At 37.5% G+C, this 20001-nt stretch carries 21 protein-coding genes, 1 riboswitch and 1 other annotated feature; of the genes, 8 read left to right on the top strand and 13 right to left on the bottom strand.

Annotation, left to right across the window (positions count from 1 at the left end; all coding sequences use genetic code 11):
* Positions 1-28: 28 nt before the first annotated feature.
* Entirely contained in the window at positions 29-598 is a 570-nt protein-coding gene (locus Q0371_RS10670) for a carbonic anhydrase (protein ID WP_169360738.1), read from the top strand.
* 174 nt (positions 599-772) lie between these two features.
* Here Q0371_RS10670 and Q0371_RS10665 read toward each other — a convergent pair whose 3' ends face one another.
* Complete coding sequence (locus Q0371_RS10665) at positions 773-1315, bottom strand: GNAT family protein (protein WP_251557027.1); 543 nt, start codon at positions 1313-1315, stop codon at positions 773-775.
* Positions 1316-1321: 6 nt separating this feature from the next.
* On the bottom strand, positions 1322-3124 hold the full coding sequence (locus Q0371_RS10660) for a M3 family oligoendopeptidase (RefSeq protein ID WP_298470972.1): 1803 nt from the start codon (positions 3122-3124) through the stop codon (positions 1322-1324).
* Positions 3125-3282: 158 nt separating this feature from the next.
* Between Q0371_RS10660 and Q0371_RS10655 the strand changes: the two genes are divergently transcribed.
* On the top strand, positions 3283-4011 hold the full coding sequence (locus Q0371_RS10655; protein ID WP_169360735.1) for a tryptophan-rich sensory protein: 729 nt from the start codon (positions 3283-3285) through the stop codon (positions 4009-4011).
* 20 nt (positions 4012-4031) lie between these two features.
* Here Q0371_RS10655 and map read toward each other — a convergent pair whose 3' ends face one another.
* Both map and thiT read right to left on the bottom strand, forming a co-directional pair.
* On the bottom strand, positions 4032-4781 hold the full coding sequence (map, locus tag Q0371_RS10650) for a type I methionyl aminopeptidase (RefSeq protein ID WP_169360734.1): 750 nt from the start codon (positions 4779-4781) through the stop codon (positions 4032-4034).
* Between the two features lie 51 nt (positions 4782-4832).
* On the bottom strand, positions 4833-5411 hold the full coding sequence (gene thiT / locus Q0371_RS10645) for an energy-coupled thiamine transporter ThiT (protein ID WP_251557023.1): 579 nt from the start codon (positions 5409-5411) through the stop codon (positions 4833-4835).
* 62 nt (positions 5412-5473) lie between these two features.
* Positions 5474-5567, bottom strand: a riboswitch (TPP riboswitch).
* A 100-nt stretch (positions 5568-5667) separates the two neighbouring features.
* On the opposite strand from thiT, the gene Q0371_RS10640 reads away from it, so the two are divergent.
* Positions 5668-6732, top strand: coding sequence for an ArgE/DapE family deacylase (locus Q0371_RS10640; protein WP_298470968.1), 1065 nt, complete (start codon positions 5668-5670; stop codon positions 6730-6732).
* Positions 6733-6768: 36 nt separating this feature from the next.
* Positions 6769-7110 carry a DUF4870 domain-containing protein gene (locus tag Q0371_RS10635; RefSeq protein ID WP_298470967.1) on the top strand — a complete coding sequence of 114 codons (342 nt, stop codon included), beginning with the start codon at positions 6769-6771 and terminating at the stop codon, positions 7108-7110.
* A 585-nt stretch (positions 7111-7695) separates the two neighbouring features.
* Here Q0371_RS10635 and Q0371_RS10625 read toward each other — a convergent pair.
* The 6 genes from Q0371_RS10625 to Q0371_RS10600 form a co-directional block, all read right to left on the bottom strand.
* A complete protein-coding gene (locus Q0371_RS10625) occupies positions 7696-8592 on the bottom strand; it encodes an SGNH/GDSL hydrolase family protein (RefSeq protein ID WP_298470964.1) in 897 nt (298 codons plus the stop codon).
* A 14-nt stretch (positions 8593-8606) separates the two neighbouring features.
* Positions 8607-9836: an aminopeptidase gene (locus Q0371_RS10620; RefSeq protein WP_298470962.1), complete on the bottom strand. Its 1230-nt coding sequence runs from the start codon at positions 9834-9836 to the stop codon at positions 8607-8609.
* Positions 9837-9839: 3 nt separating this feature from the next.
* Entirely contained in the window at positions 9840-10991 is a 1152-nt protein-coding gene (locus Q0371_RS10615; protein ID WP_298470960.1) for a DEAD/DEAH box helicase, read from the bottom strand.
* A gap of 110 nt (positions 10992-11101) precedes the next feature.
* Positions 11102-11263 (bottom strand): Fur-regulated basic protein FbpA, encoded by a 162-nt coding sequence (locus Q0371_RS10610; RefSeq protein ID WP_169360728.1) that lies wholly within the window; start codon positions 11261-11263, stop codon positions 11102-11104.
* Between the two features lie 57 nt (positions 11264-11320).
* On the bottom strand, positions 11321-11902 hold the full coding sequence (locus tag Q0371_RS10605; protein ID WP_298470958.1) for a VanZ family protein: 582 nt from the start codon (positions 11900-11902) through the stop codon (positions 11321-11323).
* Positions 11903-12619 (bottom strand): AAA family ATPase, encoded by a 717-nt coding sequence (locus tag Q0371_RS10600; protein WP_298470956.1) that lies wholly within the window; start codon positions 12617-12619, stop codon positions 11903-11905.
* A gap of 53 nt (positions 12620-12672) precedes the next feature.
* On the opposite strand from Q0371_RS10600, the gene Q0371_RS10595 reads away from it, so the two are divergent.
* The 4 genes from Q0371_RS10595 (at position 12673) to Q0371_RS10580 (ending at position 15186) form a co-directional block, all read left to right on the top strand.
* Positions 12673-13281, top strand: coding sequence for a DUF3298 and DUF4163 domain-containing protein (locus Q0371_RS10595; protein WP_298470954.1), 609 nt, complete (start codon positions 12673-12675; stop codon positions 13279-13281).
* A gap of 69 nt (positions 13282-13350) precedes the next feature.
* The gene (locus Q0371_RS10590; RefSeq protein WP_298470952.1) at positions 13351-14136 is read left to right on the top strand and encodes an HAD family hydrolase; all 786 of its coding nucleotides are present in this window, start codon (positions 13351-13353) and stop codon (positions 14134-14136) included.
* A gap of 206 nt (positions 14137-14342) precedes the next feature.
* Positions 14343-14840 (top strand): hypothetical protein, encoded by a 498-nt coding sequence (locus tag Q0371_RS10585; RefSeq protein ID WP_298470951.1) that lies wholly within the window; start codon positions 14343-14345, stop codon positions 14838-14840.
* A 73-nt stretch (positions 14841-14913) separates the two neighbouring features.
* The gene (locus tag Q0371_RS10580) at positions 14914-15186 is read left to right on the top strand and encodes a YesK family protein (protein ID WP_298470949.1); all 273 of its coding nucleotides are present in this window, start codon (positions 14914-14916) and stop codon (positions 15184-15186) included.
* A gap of 135 nt (positions 15187-15321) precedes the next feature.
* Here Q0371_RS10580 and Q0371_RS10575 read toward each other — a convergent pair whose 3' ends face one another.
* The 3 genes from Q0371_RS10575 to Q0371_RS10565 all read right to left on the bottom strand — a co-directional run bounded on the left by Q0371_RS10575 (position 15322) and on the right by Q0371_RS10565 (position 19416).
* On the bottom strand, positions 15322-16422 hold the full coding sequence (locus tag Q0371_RS10575; RefSeq protein ID WP_298470947.1) for a metallophosphoesterase: 1101 nt from the start codon (positions 16420-16422) through the stop codon (positions 15322-15324).
* A 230-nt stretch (positions 16423-16652) separates the two neighbouring features.
* Positions 16653-18239 carry a phosphoglycerate dehydrogenase gene (gene serA / locus Q0371_RS10570; RefSeq protein ID WP_251557036.1) on the bottom strand — a complete coding sequence of 529 codons (1587 nt, stop codon included), beginning with the start codon at positions 18237-18239 and terminating at the stop codon, positions 16653-16655.
* A gap of 31 nt (positions 18240-18270) precedes the next feature.
* Positions 18271-19416 (bottom strand): alanine--glyoxylate aminotransferase family protein, encoded by a 1146-nt coding sequence (locus Q0371_RS10565; RefSeq protein ID WP_298470945.1) that lies wholly within the window; start codon positions 19414-19416, stop codon positions 18271-18273.
* Positions 19417-19472: 56 nt separating this feature from the next.
* Positions 19473-19699: a binding site (T-box leader), on the bottom strand.
* Positions 19700-20001 lie beyond the last annotated feature (302 nt).

Raw genomic sequence — 20001 nt, 5'->3', positions numbered from 1 at the left:
TAAAATATATTAAGAAGGAGGAATTACTATGCCAAGTTTAAACGACATACTAACCTATAACAAATCATTTGTAGAAAACAAGCTGTATGAACCTTATGTAACTACTAAGTTTCCTGATAAGCGAATAGTTATTCTTACTTGTATGGATACACGTTTAGTAGAAATGCTTCCTAAATCAATGAATCTTAAAAACGGAGATGTAAAAATTGTTAAAAGTGCAGGGGCTGTTATTAACCATCCATTTGGTGGTATTATGCGCAGCTTGATCGTTGCAGTTTACGAGCTTCAAGCAGATGAGATTTATGTAATTGGTCACCACGATTGTGGAATGAGCTCCATTCAAACAGATAAAATTCTTGAAAAAATGACAGCTCGTGGAGTAAATCCTTCCACTTTTGATGTACTGAAAAACTCAGGTATTGAAGTGGAAGAATGGCTTGAAGGGTTTTCAGACGTGAAAGAAAGTGTCTTACATAGTGTGGAAATGATACGTAACCATCCGTTGATGATTTCTGAAATTCCAGTTCATGGACTAATTATCGATCCTCACACGGGACGACTTGATTTGGTAACAGACGGTAAAATCGACAAAAAATAATGTATTTCCCGGGAAATCGCCAATTTTTTTGAGCTTGCTTATGGTTAACGCCATGGCAAGCTCTTTTTTTGCTATTTGGTGTTAAGAGCAACCTACCTAACCTTCTGTCCACCACATAATACAAAAAACCTGTTGATAAACTAAGTTTACCAACAGACTCATTTATAGCCCCTATTATTCTCCTCTTAAAGCGGAATACATATAGTGATCTTCCCATTTCCCATTAATGAATAATAGCTTACGCAGCAATCCCTCACGAACAAACTTGTTATTCTCTAGCACTTTGATAGAGCCAAAATTTCTAGGGGATACATAAGCTTCTATTCGATTTAATTGAACGTCATTAAAGCCAAATTGCTTTACTAGTCGAACAGCCTCAGACGCAATTCCTTTACCAATTTGCTTCTGGTCAACCGAATAGCCAATTAAACCACTAGAAAACGGCATTCTTTTCAGGCTATAAAGTGAAATGCTGCCTATCAAAACATCTCGTTCATGAGAAAAAATACCAAAGCTATATTCCCTTTTTTCCTGCATGAGCATGATTGATTCACGAATCTTCTCTCTTTGGACGCTAGCAGTATAATATTCTTCTTGGTGTAATGGTTCGAAAACAGACCAGTACAACTTGTTGTCATAGACTAAATTTGCAAGAGCAGGTGCATCCTTTACATTTAAAGTCCTTAAGTAACAACTTGCTCCTTCTAGATAAATCAAGTACCGTCACCCTTTAGTGTTAGTTAATTGCAAAAACTCCTCAACATCTTGAATGCAAAGGTCAATTCCCTTCTTCCAAAACGCTTCTTTCGTTATATCCTCTTGTAAATGTTTCATCGCTAAATCCTCTACAGACATTACTGCTGTGTCCTGTAATAAAGCAATATACTTCTCCTCAAAACCAGATCCTTCTTCTTTTGCCTTTGAATATATACTTAAAGAAAATAAGTAGCCAAAGGTATAAGGGAAATTATAAAAAGGAACTCCTGTAATATAGAAGTGGAGCTTAGATGCCCAAAAATGCGGATGTACCGTGTCTAAAGCATCCCCATAGGCTTCTCTCTGTGCTTCTTCCATTAGCTCGTTTAACCGGTTTGCAGAAACAATGCCGTCTTTTCGTTCCTCATAAAATCTAGTTTCAAACAAGAAGCGGGCGTGAATGTTCATAAAGAAAGCAACACTGCGTTGAATTTTATCCTCCAACAAAGCAATTTTCTCTTCTTTGGACTTTGCTTCGCGAACAGAGGCATCCGCCACTATCATTTCTGCAAAGGTAGATGCAGTTTCTGCTACTCCCATTGCATATCTCCGGTTCATCCAATGCACTGGTCTTAAAGCATATGAGTGGAATGCATGACCTAATTCATGAGCAAGTGTAGAAACATTTGACATGGAACCACTATAAGTCATAAATATACGGGATTCCTCTGATACAGGCATTCCTGTACAAAAGCCACCCGGTCTCTTATTAGGACGATCCTCTGCTTCAATCCATCCATTTTCAAAAGCATTTCTTGAAAAGGCTTCTAGCTTCGGTCCAAACTCTTTAAAATGCTTTAGGATAAATTCCGCTCCTTGTTGGAACTCCATTTTTTCGGTAGACGTACTGATAGGTGCATCTAAATTATACCAATGCATCGCTTTTTCGCCTAGCATCTCCGATTTCCTATTTAAATATTCCACAAATGGTGCTTTATTTTTAGAGATTGCTCCCCACATTGCATCCAATGTATCTTGTTTCATACGATTGATGGCAAGAGGTTCTTCTAAGACAGATTCCCAGCCTCTTTTTTTATACGTAGCCAGACGGAAGCCAGCTAAATGATTAAGCGTTTTCGCAAAAACTTCTTCTTTTTCAGTCCATACACTTTCTAACGCTTCAAAGGAATTTTTACGAATTTCAGCATTATCACTCGAGCTTAAGTTATCAGCTTGTCCTACCGAAAGTATTCTTTCTTCCCCATCGATAGTCATTTTTATATGGATGTCCCCTACAAGCATGTTATATAGTTGGCCCCATGCATCATAACCGTCTACTTCTAAGGTAGTTATTAAATCCTCTTCTTTTTCGGAAAGCATTTTACTCGCTTGCTCTCTCCATTCATTTAATATAAATTTAAATGGGGTTAATTCGTCCGTATTTAAAAGCTCTTCCCATACGGTAGATTCTGTCTTGCTAAGCGCTTGTTGTATTGTAATCATTAACGAAGATAACCTTGCATACAATGAACCAACCTCGCCTTGTAAAAGCGTCGCTTTTTTATCTGTTGTATCTTGAGCTAGATAGCAGCCAATAACTGCCCCTGCTTCTGCTAAATGGACAGCTACATCTTTTAGTTCCTCGATTATTTGCCTAATTTGGTTAGACTCTTGAGCTGAGGCTGGGACAACTATTTCCTTAACATTTATTTCAAATTTTCCTAGTTTTTCCTTAACTTTATCTAGATGCTCCCGTAATTCAGAGGAGCTGCTACCACCACGGAAAAATCGATCTAAATCCCAGACGATTGGATAATTTTGTTTTAACATCTGAATATTCCCCCTATTTTAAAAACTTTTACATTTTTCATTATATCATGAATTACTTTCCTAATTATTCATTTTTTTGTCACATAATTTCTATAATTGAATTTGTGTGCTCTTAGATTGAAAGGTATACTTATTAAATATAGAAGGAGGCGAATCTTTTGGTCAAAATAATCCTTTTGATTTGCGGTTATCTCGCAACAATCCTTGTAAATATACTTGCTAATACGTTACCTATTAATGGTCAAACGACTGGGGAAATCTCTGCTAGAATTCCAGCCCTCTTTACACCTGCTGGTTATGTATTTTCCATCTGGATTGTTATTTATATACTATTAGCATTTTGGATATGGAATATTATAAGAGAATATAGAATTGAACATAAGATTCCCTTACAAAGAGTAGTATTATTTCTAGCAACGTGCCTATTTAATATTTCTTGGATTCTACTATGGCATTATGAGCATTTTAGCTACGCTTTAATTACAATACTAGCGCTGCTTTGGTCCTTATTCCTTTTATATTTAACTTACTCAAGTAGTGAATCCAATTGGAAAAGAAGAATACCTATTTCCATTTACCTAGGATGGATTTTTGTAGCCACTATAGCAAATCTTGATTATGTTTTAACATATTATGAGTTTAGCGGCTTTGGAATAACTACTTCTTTATGGGTCGTTATATTCCTAACGTTAGCTACTGCAATTGCCTTACACTTTAGATATCATTATGATGACCGAGCAATCGTTCTAGTCTTTATATGGGCTTTCATTGGAATCGCTGTACGTCATAATGTAAACGAATTATTAATATCTGCAGCCTCCCTCTTCCTAAGCACAGTCTTAGTGGTTGGAATACTATTTATAAAAAAAACGCCAACGAAAAATTAAATTTCGTTAGCGTTTTTTATTTAATCTATTTTAGTTAAAATAATTGGTTGGTCTTTTGTAACGATTACCGTATGCTCGATTTGAGCAACTAAGGATTTATCTGGAGTAACAAATGTCCAGCCATCACCTGATTCAACGATATGTTCTGCCTTTTCGGAAATGAAAGGCTCCACTGCTAGAACCATTCCTTCTTTTAAGATTGTTGACTCCCATGCATCATAATAATTCAACACATGCTGAGGTGCTTCATGCAAGGACTTCCCAATACCGTGACCAGTAAGATTCATGATGACATGTAAACCGTTTTCTTTTGCTTCTCTTTCCACTGCCTTACCTATTTGGTTAAGACGAGAACCTGCTTTTACTTTAGTCATAGCACGATTAAATGCACTTTCTGCTACCCGACAAAGTTTTTCCTTATCCTCGTAGCCATCTCCTACTACAAACGAGATACCAGTATCTGCGAAGAAACCTTCATATGAACCGGAAACATCAATATTAACAAGGTCTCCCTCTTTAATCACTCGAGAGCCTGGAATTCCATGTGCAACCTCTTCATTTACACTTATACAAGTATACCCCGGGAAATCGTACTCTCCCATTGGGCCGGAAACAGCGCCTTTATCTTTAAATAATTTACCGCCAATTTCATCAAGTTCTTTAGTAGTCACGCCTGGTTTTGTTGCTGCCTTCATTGCATCTCTTACCTCAGCTACAATGTGACCAATTTTTTTTAACATTTCTAATTCTTCATTTGTCTTTACTATCATCTTTACAAGATCCCTTCTTCACTTAGATGTATGAATATCATATCATATATCTTATGACTTCGGGAGTAATAGGCGCGGGGCTTTTACGAATAGGATCGAACAGATAAAAGCTGCAAATAGAAATACAGGTATCATATAAGTAGAATTATAAACTAATGAATATACGATAACATTTTGGCCCTCAGCAAATTCCCCAAAGAATAATATCCCCGATAATACGTGGGCTAAATAACGTAAAAATGAAGCAATTAAAGCACCTAGCACAACCGCTATTGTCATTTTCATCTTATTTTGATGTTCATATGCTTTAATATATGCTGGTCTTAATAATCCTGCAAGCCCTGCAACCATAAATGCTATAAAATAATCAATACCTACTTGCATAATTACTATTTCAAATGATAAGGGTGCTGGATAAAAGCGTCCTGTCACAACCTGCAACAGCCCTATTAAAAAGCCGGTCACTACGCCTGCCACTATACCTCGACGAAAGGCAATTAATATGATTGGAACGAGAACAAATGTAACACTGCCTCCCTGTGGCATACCAAAACCAATTAAATCTAATACATAGCCTAATGCTGCAAAAATAGCAATCTCCACGAGTAACACAACACGTTGATTTCTCATTGTAATCCCCTTTTTTGACCACAAAAAAACGCCGAAGGGACAGAGCCAGACATCGCGCGATTGCCAGTTTCCATCCACATCCCTACGCAAGTATGAACTTACAGGTTCTAAGGGTACTATCTCAGCCGCTTTGTAGCGACGCCCCTTGTGGTTTCGAATTTATTTTATTTGAGTTCATTGTATCCGATAGGTGTTTAGAATGCAACCCCGATTGGTATTATATAATAATACAAATTTATTATTAGGGGTGTAATAATTGATTAATTTACTAACAGATCTAATTAAAATAAAGAGTGATAATTTGGAAGGTGCAAATGAAGCACTGCAATACTGTAAAAATTGGCTAGAAAAAAGAGGCGTTAAAACAAAAACGTATGAGCTAAACAACAAACAAATGCTTGTAGCTGAAATTGGAACAGGTGAGGAAACTATAATCTGGAACGGTCATATTGACGTAGTTCCAGGAAACCCAGAGCAATTTGAACCGAAAATTGTAGAAGACCGACTATATGGGCGTGGCTCAGCTGATATGAAGGCTGGTGTTGCTGCAATGATGGAAGCTTTTGCGGTTCTATCAGAAAAACAAGAGTTACTTACCAAAAAAGTACAGCTACACATAGCTACCGATGAAGAAACAGGAGGAAAAACATCCAAGCACTTGGTTGAACAAGGTTATCATGGTGATTTTGTTATTTGCGGTGAGCCAACTCATGTTAACATCGGACTCCAAGCAAAGGGTATTTTACAATGGGATGTTCACCTAAAAGGTAAATCTGCTCATGGCAGCCGTCCGTGGGAAGGAGTAAATGCAATTGAAAAAGCCATGTTATTTGACCAAGACTTAAGAAAATGCTCGTTCATGCAGGCTAGTAATGAATATTATGAATATCCTTCTCTAAATTTGGCAAAAATAGAAGGAGGAGACCGATATAATATGGTACCAGACGAATGTATCATAAGTTATTCTTTAAGGTTTGTTCCTGGACAAGACGTCGAGGAAATCTCCAAAGAGTTAAGAAGCCTTTTAGAGAAATACCCTGGCAGTGAAATACATTTCCAAGGTCATACTCCAGCTATCACTAATAAAGAAGATGATAAGTATATCCAGAAGCTTTTAGCTACTTGTAACGCTATCAGACAAACCCCAACTACCCTATTCGGACAGCATGGTGCTGCAGATACTCGTTATTATGCAGCGAAGGGTGCGGTAGCCATAGAGTTCGGGCCAAGCGGCTCTGATTGGCACGGGGATCAGGAATCGGTTTCTATTTCATCCGTTGAGGAATATAAAGACATACTTGTTAAGTTTGTCTTAGACTAATTAAAAAAGTAGCGAGAATATGTGAGGAGACCATGTATGGATACCAATAAAATTTTAAGTGCATCAACCTATTTTTCTATTTTATTTGCTCCCTTTATTCTTCCAATAATTGTTTACTTCCTTACGACAGATAAAGGGGTAAAATACCATGCAAAAAGGTCTTTAATTTCACATATTATTCCTACTATTTTCTTTGTGTTTCTTATGTTAGCAGTATTTGCAAATTTTTCCCCACTTAGTTATTCAGGCGACACAACAAACATGTGGTCTAGCATGACTACAGCATTAATTTTTATGGGCTTATATACGTTGATTAATATAGTTCTGTTCATTTGGAACATTATCCAGGGAATCAAGGTATTACGTCAAGATGTTTAATTGCTTCTAAAATGGGAATAAGATAAATATAGAAAAGCAAGGAGCGGATTGATTATGAAAGTAGGCAGATTAGTAAAGTCAGCTATTAAATGGGCACCAGTAGTATATCCAATTGTTCGTAAAGTATTGAAATCAAAAAAAACAGTAAAGCGCTGAACTTTTTACGCTAAAGCTATATAGATGAAATTAAAGAGGCTGGGGACAAAACCCACCTTAGAAGTTCAAAAGCCCTGAAAGTTTTACTGTTTGTAAATTTTCAGGGCTTTTTTTGCTACTTCATCATCGTTGTTCTCCGCTTCAGCGGACGCTTTCCTGGGGGCACGTTGCCTTAGCCTGTAGTCTCTCCCACGCGCTTGTCCCCTAGGAGTCGCCGCTTTCGCTATGAACAACTAGTGTTTCCCTCTATATTTAGTAAATATCAAAACTATTCCAAGCACCCAAAAGTGAGGCTAATTATGTCCCAATCTCTTTTACTATTCATCCCAAAAAGAGCCCCCAATTTTATGAACCATAAAATTGGGGGCTCTTGAAGTTCTCAGCTAATTTGATTGCTTCTTTTAAGTATATTAAATTTGAGCAAGTTATTTATGATAAAATACGTTGCAAGACCACAGCTATATAATTACCGTTTGTAAACGATAGATAGCGATTAATTGGCAGTGCATTTGCTTGCGTTGAACCATTATTACTTTGGTTTCTATTTTCTATAAGCTCTTCAAAGGTTAACGGATTAGGCTTAGGCAATTCGTGCTCATACACAAGCATACGGGAGTTGTACTTACTAAAGAATGAGTTAGCCATTTGACGGTAGCCTTCTAGTGTAGGATGAACATCACCAACACTTGGTACTAATTCTTTTTCTTTCCCATCGAAAGACTCTTCCACTGAGATATAAGTTGCTCCATTTTGCTCTGCTACAGTTTGTAGAATCGTATGTAGCTTATCTAACTCTTTGCCGACACCTTCTTTTTGAGACTCATGCACATGAGGATATGCAAAATAGTATCCCATCACGTATATTTTAGCCTTGGGTGCAGTAGCTTGAACTTCTTTTATGATTTCTTGCATATTTTTTCTAACATTATTTAGTGCAAAATTGGCGGAAACTTGCGAGTAAGCGACCATCCCACTTGCAGGCTTAACCTGAACTAGCCTTAACAAATCGTTAGCCCCTGCAGAGATGGTAACAAGTGTGGCATTTGCCAGAAGTTCCTTCGCTTCAGTTGACTGAACGGTTTTCAAGACATCACTAGTTGTATATCCTGGAAATGCTAGTCCTTTAGAGTAGAATCCAAGCAGATTGGCTCTCTTCAACTCTTGTGAAATTAAGTCGGTATATCCTGCATCAATTGCCATATTTGGTGTTTGACCCGCGGCAAGTGAATCACCTAAAGGAATATAAACCTCTGGCGACTTTGCCTCTACTGAATACACAGGAGATAAAATTAAAAGAATCATAAGTAAACTTATCCATCTTTTCACTGAAGTTCAGCTCCTTAAAATGCCCATGCACCTTTAATAAAGATTGGTTCCTTCGTTCCATCTGCTAATTCGCCTGTTATATCCATACCTGCGCTTCCGATCATAAAGTCTTCATGGACGATAGAAGTGTTAATACCCATTTTTTCTAATTCCTCTGCGGTTAAACCTCTAGCTCCCTCTACACATGTCGGGTATGCTTCTCCGATGGCAAAGTGATTCGAGGCATTTTCATCAAACAAAGTGTTGAAAAACAATACATTAGATGCTGAAATAGGCGATTCATGTGGTACCAATGCGATTTCACCTAAATATTTTGCGCCCTCATCCGTTTGAATCAGCTCTTGCAGAAGCTTCTCACCAGAAGCTGCCTGAACCTTAACAATCTCACCATCTTTAAATGTCAATTTGAAGCCATCAATCACGTTCCCTTGGTAGACAAAAGGCTTAGTATTGCTTACAAAACCGTTCACACCAGTTTTGAGTGGCGCAGTGTAAACCTCCTCAGTAGGCATATTAGCGATAAATGGCACTGCTTGAGCGTTTTTACTAGCTCCAGATTGCCAGATGTGTTCTTTTGGCAATTCCACTTCAATATCTGTACCTTCTGCCTTGTAATGCAGTTTTTTATATCTTTTCTCATTCAATAATGCTGCACGTGACTCTAAATTGTTAATATGCTCCTGCCATTGCTGAACCGCAGTTCCTTTTCCAATGCGCACTACTTTGAAAATAAGCTCCCATAATGCATCCATTTGTTCTGTTTCGTCTAGGTTAGGAAATACCTTTGCTGCCCATTTTTTAGAAGGCATTGCTACAATCGACCAAGTGATCACATCATTCATTACGGCCTTGCGATAATTTTCTAATGCCTTACCTGAAGCCTTTTGATAGTTCGAAATACGATCTATCGCCACTCCCTCTAGCAAATCTGGATTATCTGCATCAATCCATAACAAGGCACCTTTATTTTCAATCAATTCATCTCTTTGTGCAACCACCCATTTTGGGACTTCATGAAATGCTTCATCAGGTGCCATATCATAAAACAATCTAGCATTTACTTCATCTGTATAATTGACCTCAACCCTTTTTGCTCCTGCTTCATATGCCTTTTTAACAATAAGTCTGGTAAAATCAATCGTATCTGTAGTGGTATTAATTAAAAGCGGTTGTCCCTTTTGAATGTTCAAGCCAACCTTAACTACTAACTCAGCATATTCCTCAAGATTTTGTTGGAAACCCATCACTTACTTCCCCTTTTTATCGATCGTTTTAGATGAACCTTCTATTAATTCACCACGATACCATATTTTTTGAACAGCTTTACCCGGTATATCTTTTGTCCATTTTTTATAGGTTTTTTCATCGTTATAAGATAAAAGAGTTAAAACTTCTCCATTTTTGCCTGCTCGTCCTGTTCGTCCTGAACGATGTAGGTATTGTTCGATAGAGTGTGGAACATCTACGTGAATAACGTGTGTTAGCCCAGAAATGTCTAATCCTCTAGCAGCTACATCTGTTGCTATTAAGATATTCACTTTTCCGTTTTTAAAGTCATCTAATGCTTTTTTACGTTCCTCTTTTTTCATCTCTGAATGTAAGGAAACGATAGGTGCATCTCGGTAGGAGAGCTTATAGTCCTTCATAAGCAACTGATCTAAGCTATTCACAAATGCTAATCCTCTCATACCTGGTAAGTGAGATAGCTTTCGTAAAAGCTCTGTTTTGTCTCTAGTCTCTGTTTTAACAAAGCTATGAATAACTTCTCCCTTGGCTGGTACTTCCTCTGCAGTCACATGAATTCGAACTGGCTCCTTCATCATACGCTCTGCAACTAGCTCTATTTCTTCCGTAATAGTGGCAGATGTTACAACAAGCTGTCTTTCAACAGTAGCATCTATTAATCCCTTTACAGTTGTACGATGCTCTCTGCTTAGTAGCTGATCTCCTTCGTCTAATACGATTGTATTAATTTCGTGCATTTTCAGCTTTTTCACTTTCACAAGCTCTTGCAGTCTACCCGGTGTCCCAACTACTATATTGGGTTTTTTCTTTAATCCTTCAATTTGTCGGTTAATATTCGCACCGCCAATTAATTGAGCCACAGAGACGCCTGTACCTGAAGCCCATTCTCTAAATACTTCTACAATTTGCATCCCTAATTCTTGTGAAGGGACTACAACTAATGCTTGTATCTGTTTCTTAGAAGGATCTACCTTTTGTAGTAAGGGAAGAACGTAAGCTAGTGTCTTCCCTGTACCCGTCGGGGATTCTGCTACTATATCTGAACCGTTAAGCATATGTGGGATTAGTTGGGTTTGGATAGGCATTTCAAATGCAAATTCGGCCTCTGCCCATTTTTTTTGTAATGTTTCATTTAATTGTTCTATAACTGTCAAGTTTTTCTCCACCTCATCTGTGTTTGAATCAAGTGTACCACATTTTTATTATCGACCATTAGCCATATAAGTAGATAAAAGCAATTAAAAAAAGTGCCTTTTAATAGGCACTAATTTGTTTGTTTCTCATCATTTATATATTGCTTCATTAATTGATAAAAATTCAGTTCATATAATTGTTTTCCATCAATTTTAAAAACACCTTTATTTACTAAATCTTCTATAATATTATCTCTTCTTTTTTCTGTTTGTGTATCCTTCTGTATCATCATTCTTGGATGTCTCCTTGTTTTATACTGTCCGATTCATATTTACCCATGTCGGAACTTTTATAAACTCGTAGGTTGATTTTTTTTGAACACCCTACAAAAAGCAGGAAACTTCCTTCTAATAATTATATAAAGAATATACCCTATTAATGCTCCTAAGCTATTTAACCAAAGGTCATCTACGTCGCTGCTCCTGTGTTGGGGAATCTGAACGATTTCTATAAAAAGCGAGATAAGAAATCCGATTAGGACTGGGAAGGGGAAAATTTCCATACGTCTAAATAGAAGTGGAAATAGAAAACCAATTGGTATAAACAGAGCTATATTCCCAAGGAAGTTAATATAAAAGGGCTCCCAATATCCCAAGTAAATAATAGCGTTCCAAGTTTCCTCTATTACTCGAAACAATTCTAAGTTAATACTATGCACATATGCTTGCTCCTCTTCAGGCTTAGGAACAATTGTCTGCGAAAACAATCCCACTAATACTGCAATAAGAAATAGCACGCCAAGCTCGTATAACCCTTCCCTTAAATGAAAACCGCGTCTCTTCCATCGAATGAGTCGCCAAATAAGCAGGACCGGCAAAAAAATCATAATAGCATAAAGCATCTCATCTAAATAATCTATAATCACTGGCATCTAATCACCTTCCAATAACTCTTTTAAAAATTTTTCCCGGTGATCTAGAAAATATTTAGTTGTTTGATAATGTGCTGTTTGTTCATATTCCACTTCTTTAATATGTCCGTCATCAAAGCTAAGAATTGTTGCTTCTGGAAAGCCTAAAATTATCGGTGAATGCGTAGCAATGATAAATTGGCAATCCTCTTCTTGTATTAAGTCATGCATTATCTTTAAAAAGGCAAGCTGTCTTTGGGGAGAAAGTGCTGCTTCAGGTTCGTCCAATAAATAAATAGCTCTCCCATTAAAACGGTGCAAAAATAAGGATAAAAAAGATTCACCATGTGATTGCTCATGAAGTGACTTCCCACCATAGGATCCAATACTTTCACTTTCCGTTACGTGGGATGCAAATTGATAGAATGTCTCGGCTCGTAAAAAGAAGCCATTGGTCACCTTTGGCATCCAAGAGAGCTTTAGATACTTCCCTAACGCACTCTCGGCAGCATCCACTTCATAGTAATTATTTCTGCCTCCACCAGCTGTATTAAATTCACATTGATCTGCAATTGCTTCTAATAGAGTCGATTTTCCTGTGCCATTTTCACCTACAAAGAAGGTGACGTTATTGATCAATTCAAGTTCCCTAAAATTTTGGATTGTAGGTATAGTAAAAGGATATTCATCCCTTAGTATGTTTTCATCAGTTCTCATCATTACTTTTTTTAAAAACATACGAAACTCCTTTCATTCATATAATTACTATTATGTTTGAAAGGTTGTGAACAGTGGATTTTCCAGTTTCCGTTACAAACAAAAACATTACCCATTCAAAACCTAACATTTCTGTTAATTTTCCTCATATTACTAACTTACCTCATTCTTTAACAGAAAAAAAGATTAATGGAGATATTGTTTCGCTTTTAAATAATATGCTTATTGAGCAAGGCTTTTATAATGAATTCTTAGAAGAGATGATCGGGACTTATGAAATTAAAACGAATGAGCGTAATATTTTAAGCTTAAGTCTTACTGTTTATTCCTTTACAGGCGGTGCTCATGGTTTAACTATTACTAAGTCCCTAACCTTCGATGTTATGACTGGAAAGCAATATTCATTAAAGGACTTGTTTAACCCAAATAGTAATTATGTAGAGAAGCTATCTCAAATTATTTCGATGAAAATAGAAGCTTGGGAGGTTCCTCTTTTGGAGGATTTTACTACTATCAGACCAGACCAGGATTACTATCTGGCCGATCATACTATCGTCATTTATTTTCAACTCTACGAGATTACCCCTTATGTATATGGATTTCCTTACTTTCCGATTCCTATTAAATCAATAGAAGATATTATTCGTACAGAAGGCCCGCTCAATACATTATTAACATTTTAGCTAACGCTAGTGACATATCTCCCTTTACTGAGGTAAAGTAATAAGTAAGTTAGTGGAGGGGGTACATAGATGAAGAAAAAAGCTGTATTTTTTGATTTGGACGACACCTTACTATGGGACAAGAAAAGCGTAGAAACGGCTTTTCAGAAAACCTGTGATTATGCTGCTGCAAAGGCTAGCGTAAATTCCAAAGAGCTCGAAAAATCCGTTCGTGACTCGGCAAGCCAGTTATATGATTCATATGAAACACGTCCATTCACCCAAATGATTGGTATTAATCCTTTTGAGGGACTATGGGGCACATTTGATGATCCAGGGGAAGATTTTCAAAAGATGAAGCTACTAATCGCTGACTATCAACAACATGCATGGACACAAGGCTTACAAAAGCTTGGCGTCGAGGACGAGACCCTTGGAAAGGAACTAGCAAGTTATTTTCCACGTATGCGCAAGGAAAATCCTTTTGTATATGAAGAAACATTTGAAGTACTAGACAAATTAAAGAATAACTATACGCTACTACTAATGACAAATGGCTCGCCAAGCCTGCAAAACACAAAGCTTGAAATTACTCCAGAAATTTCACCATACTTTGATCATATTATAATCTCTGGGGCATTCGGAAAAGGAAAACCAGATCCATCTATTTTTGAGCATGCCCTTGAGCTTGTTTCAGTTAGCAAGGAAGAAGTATTAATGGTTGGAGACAATTTAATGACCGATATCCTTGGAGCATCTCGTGCGGGTATTCAATCCGTATGGATCAATCGAGAAGCTAAGCCGGTATCGGAGGAAGTTCAGCCTACGTATACTATTAAAAGTTTACATGATCTACTTAATATATTAGAACAATAATTATATAATTTTAAATTAGGCAAGAATGCTGTTAAATCAGCACTCTTGCCTTTTAATAGTTTGCTTATATAATGCTACTATAGAAAATTATTTCAGAATACTCCACTCGTTTATTTTCAGGTAAACCTTTGAATTGGATATTTATGTTAAAATAAGAATTATGGTCATAAAAAGAGTATATCCTCTAAAGGGAGAAGGATATTATTTTGAAGAAGATAGTTGGAGCTGTAGTACTTACTTTTACATTGCCAATCGTTGCATTTGTAATATTTATTTATTATGTTTTATACACTTGGGAAATGGAAAACCAAGGAGAGTTTAGAGATTATGATAAAGGAGTTACTATAGAGGTTAATAATTTGAGTAATCAAGATCTCTCTAATTTAATTTTTTCATATAGTGCCACTTTGGGAGTCTTTGAAGAAGTCGGGACGATAAAAAGTCTTAAAGCTGGAGAGTCAGCCCAAATTACTGGAAGCAGCAAAGAGATTAAATCAAGTGATACAAGCTTGTATTTGCATTACTACTTTGATAACGGTGGAAAAGCGGAAGAGAGTTTAGCTTATTATAATACAAGGGAACCATCAAAAGCAGTAGTTGTTTTAACGATACATGAAGTAGAACCCATTGGATTTTTAAAGTTCGAATTTAGCGGATACAATGGCTGGTCGCGATATGGTCCCATTAAAGTTAACTATGAATAAATCAAGTTAAGATGAAATTTTTCAAGTAAAAATCTTAGGTATTTTGCGGAAAAACTTCACAGGAGGTAATTAAATGGATGCTTTGATGTTAGAAGGATGGACTCCTATATTGCTTTGCGGCATTGTGTTTGCAATTGGTATGTTCATAATATCTCGTAAAGTTTCAAGAAAATCTTTATTTTCTACTTCTACTGTATTAAGTATGATGTGCATTGGGGTAATTATTTTTAGCGTAATTGGAGTTGGTGGTTGGGAAGGTATGGGAATCGGCTTATTTACAATCAGTATATTAATAGGAATATGGGTAGGTACTGGCATTGGATTTATTTCAAGGAGTTCAAATTAATAAAGTAGAATTTATTCGCCTCCCTCTCTCGTGTGGTGAGCAATAAGCCTTAACCCATCGTTTACGTCGATGGCCTCTCTAGACTTATTGCCCCTTCTATTTGGAATGTCACTTTGCAGCTTGGAACAGCACCATTTATTCAAACTCGATTTGTATCATCACTATCTCTGAGCGTGTACCAATCCGAATCGGCGGACCCCAAAAGCCAAAACCGGATGTCACAACAGAATGCATCGTTTCCTTTTGCAGATGTCCCCAATCATTTTCATAAATAGCACTAGTAATTAAATTGCCTGGGAAGACTTGTTCCCCATGCGTATGACCTGACACCATCAAGTCAATGCCTTGCTGCTGTGCAATATCAAGCTCATATGGCTGGTGATCCAATAAAATAGTTGGATTTGAAAGGTTCACATCATCCATCAGTGAATCTAAAGGTAACCTGTCCTTGTCGATGCGGTCTTTTCGACCAATGAGCGTAAATTTCCCTTGAACCTCTACTATATCATCGTAAAGTATATTGATTCCGCTGTTCTCCAATGCATCTATTAGTTCCTGCATGGTACCGTCATGCCTATCATGATTGCCAAGCGATGCATAAACTCCGTAAGGTGCATCAAGCTTAGATAATATCTGATCTATTCTCTGATCAAAAAATGGTTGAATATCATCATCAAAGAGATCACCAGGTAGTAAGATTATATCTGGATTGAGTGCATTGATTTCCTTAACTAACCGCTCAGCGTGACTTTTACCAGACAGCAAACCAAAGTGTGTATCTGCTGCCAATGCAATATGAAGACCATCCAGATTTGAGGAGCCTTTAGCTATCTTAATATCATAGCTACGAACAATGGGACTGTATGCGTTATATGTGCCGTATGCAAGAAAAAAAACAACTAGACCCAAAGTGACGAAACCTGCCCACTTTTGTGTACTGTGTCTCGGTAGCCTGGTATAACGTAATAGGATAACTGTTATATGAGCAAGAGGAACTAATAGCAACAGTAAATAAAAGCAGGCCATCCAGTAAGCACCCACAATATTTATAAAGGTGATTCCCGATGTAAAACCGACAATTAAAGAGCTGGCTGCCAGTACTACGATGAAGCTGTAAAGTAATTTGAAGCGGCGACTTGACGATTCCGGACGGAGCCAGCGATATCCCCGCCAGCCAATATAATAGACTAGACCGCCATAAAGCAGCAATGTGATGATGATAATTAGGATGACCATATGTATGAGCTAGACTCCTTTTTATTATGTCAGATTTAGAACTTATCTCCTCTATGAAATAGAGTATATACCCAAGAAGGCAAGTTTAATATTCCTTGTGAGAAAGTTAGTTTGAGGCAGACCTTCAACACGTATAATAATTTTAACATAAATATCCAATAAAAAATCACCTCTCTAGAAGACCTCGAGAGATGATTTTTCAATTTTAAACTAAGCTTTTAAATTTTCACTTATAAATCTATAGGTGTTGCATCGAATATATCTGCTAGTCCTTTTAGTTTCTCAATGCCTTTACCCTCTATATGCTTGTCGATTGTAAGCATCATGATTGCATCACCGCCTACTTCAGAGCGTCCCACCTGCATCGTTGCAATATTCACGCCTTCCTCTGCAAGCAGCATACCTACACGCCCAATTGCACCTGGTTGGTCTTTATGACGAATAAATAGTAAATATCCGTTAGGGACCACATCTACGATAAAGTCATCCACTCGAACGATTCGTCCGCCCAGTCCATTCAATAATGTACCAGACACTTTTCGTGATTCAGTAGCAGTTTTTACTTCCACTGTAATTAGACTTGTAAATCCTTTAGAGTTTGTCGTTTTTAATTCATTAATAGAAATGCCAAGACGATCAGCAAGGAATTTTGCGTTCACATCGTTTACAGACTCGCCTAACTTGCTTTTTAGGAAGCCCTTAACTGCGTTTCGAGATAATGGGCGTGTATCAAAATTAGAAAGCTCGCCAGCGTAGGTAATATTTATTTCTTCTGGAGGTCCCTCCACTAAATCGCTCAAGAAGGATCCAAGCTGTTCGACCAGGTTGAAATATGGTTCAATTTTTGCCAATATGTCCTTCGGTACTGAAGAAAGGTTAACTGGATTTTTTACGACTCCTTCTGTTAAAAAGCTCACTACATCGTATGACACGTCAATCGCTACTATTTCTTGTGCTTCTACTGTGCTAGCCCCTAAATGTGGGGTAGCAATAACCTGTGGCAATGTTAACAGCTTATGCTCTACGAATGGCTCTTCTTCAAACACATCTAGTGCCGCCCCAGCCACCTTACCAGAAAGAATCGCATCATATAAAGCATCCTCATCGATAATTCCGCCGCGGGCACAGTTAATGATTTGTACACCGTCCTTCATTTTTTCAAATGCGTCCTTATTAATTAAGTGGCGTGTTTCTTTAAGTAAAGGAGTATGTATAGTGATGAAATCTGCTGCTTTAATAACATCCTCCACTGTACCAAATTGTACGCCAAGCTTTTCTGCTTTTTCAGGGGTTAAGAAAGGATCGTAGGCAATTACGTTCATTCGTTGACCCTTTGCACGAACTGCAACCTCTTGACCGATTCGACCAAATCCAACGACACCCAATGTTTTATTCTTTACCTCTACTCCAATATACGTTTTGCGATCCCATTTTTTATTTTTTAAGGAATGGAATGCTTGGGGAATTTTTCGAGCAAGCGACATTAACATTGCAATAGTATGCTCAGCAGCAGAGTTGGTGTTGCCATCCGGTGCATTAACAACAATGATTCCACGCTCTGTTGCTGCAGGAAGATCAATATTATCTACTCCAACTCCAGCTCTGCCTATGATTTTTAGGTTCGTTGCCTTTTCAATAATTTCTCGAGTGACCTGAGTTTGACTTCGCACAAGCAAAGCATCGAATTCTCCAATTTTTTCTGCAAGTTGATCAGGGGTTAAATCTGTATCTACTACTATATTAAATCCCTCTGCCTCCCTTAAAGGGAAAATACCATCCTCGCTAAGTGGGTCGCTAATTAGTATATTGTAAGTCATCATTCATCTGCTCCTTCTCATTAAGTTTTACTTATGCTAAATAAACTCGTTGCGCCGCTGCTGTTCCTTTTCCAAGCTCAATATCTTTACCTATTTTTTTTAGAGCTATCTCTATCGCACTAATGATCTGCAGCTGATCTGCTGGAGAGCAATAGCCCATATGCCCAATTCGGAAGATTTTGCCCGTTAAATGCTGTTGGCCGCCTGCTATGGATATCGCGAATTCATTCTTCAGAATTTTACGGAACTCTTCTGCATCAAAATCCTCTGGCTGAACAGCTGTAACAGTTGGGGAAGCATCCTTATCTGTTGTCAGTAATGGAATGTCTAGTGCTTTAAACGCTGCACGAGTCATATTTTTCATTAGCTCATGGCGAGCATATACGTTTTCAAGACCTTCTGTCTCCAATAAGTTCAGCACCTGCTCAAGTCCAAATAATAATGACAAGGCGGGAGTAAACGGTGTAGTATCTTTTAGTAAATTATCTCTATATTTTTTTAGGTTCAAATAAAATCTAGGCTGATCGTTTTCTTCGATCACTTTCCAAGCTTTTGCACTAGCAGCGACGAACGTTAAACCTGCAGGAAGCATGAATGCCTTCTGAGAACCAGTGACCATTACATCGATTCCCCACTCATCCATTTTCGTTTCTACTCCTGCCACACATGAAACTCCATCTACTACGATTAAAGCCTCTGACACCTCTTGTACGGCTAAAGCTAGCTGATCAATTGGATTTAAAACTCCAGTGGATGTCTCACAATAAGTAGAAAATACTGCTTTTACTTGTGGATGCTTTACTAGAAATGCCTTAACTTCTTGTGGATCTAATGCCTTGCCCCATTCAGTACTTAATACGTGTGTTTTAATATGATAGGCCTCACAAATCTTAGTGAAACGATCTCCAAACGCACCTGTTACTACAACAAGCACTTCTTCCCCTGGCTTTACGACATTCACAACTGCCGTTTCTAAACCTGCAGTCCCACTCCCAGCAATAATGGCAACCTCTTGGTCTGTACCAAACACTTTCTTCAACCCAGGGGTAATACGCTTAAGCATATCTGAGGTTTCTTTTCCTCTATGACCAATCATTGATTGATTCATCGCTCGTTGCACACTCGGTGGAATTGGACTTGGTCCTGGAATACGTAAAATGGTTTGATCTTGAAGCATACAAATCTCCTCCTTATTTTGGAAAAACAAAAAAGCCCTTCGTCCCCTACATTAATGTAAGGGGCGAAGAGCTAAAATAACTCACGCGGTACCACCCAAATTTACTGCAAACATACTGCAGCCTCTTAAGTCACATGCTTAACGCGCATTCACGGATGAGCCTACTGACTTCAGCCCACCGATTCAAGAGTGCTACCTCACATACGAAACCACTGATTTGCACCAACCATCAGCTCTCTGTAGATTTACAAAATGTAAAGCTTATCTCTGTCAAAATCGTTTATCACTTATTGAATTATCCCTATCATACGCAGGATATTTTTAGTTGTCAATATAGTTTGAAAACTTGAAAACGCTATCATTTTATTACATCGTATATAAACGTTGATATTATGCTATTTTAAAAAATTAAAAATATTTATTATTCGTATATAAAATGATTAAAGATGGACAATCCGTTGTTTTATTTAATTAATTAACCTAATTACGAACAATAATATAATTAATCACAGAATCATACACTTATATGAAATATTTTTTATTAAATATTGACTAACGTATTGACGAATATGATTAATATTTGTA

The sequence above is a fragment of the uncultured Psychrobacillus sp. genome (genome assembly GCF_938022135.1).
Lineage (GTDB): Bacteria > Bacillota > Bacilli > Bacillales_A > Planococcaceae > Psychrobacillus.
This window is presented reverse-complemented; position numbering and strand designations above follow the sequence as displayed.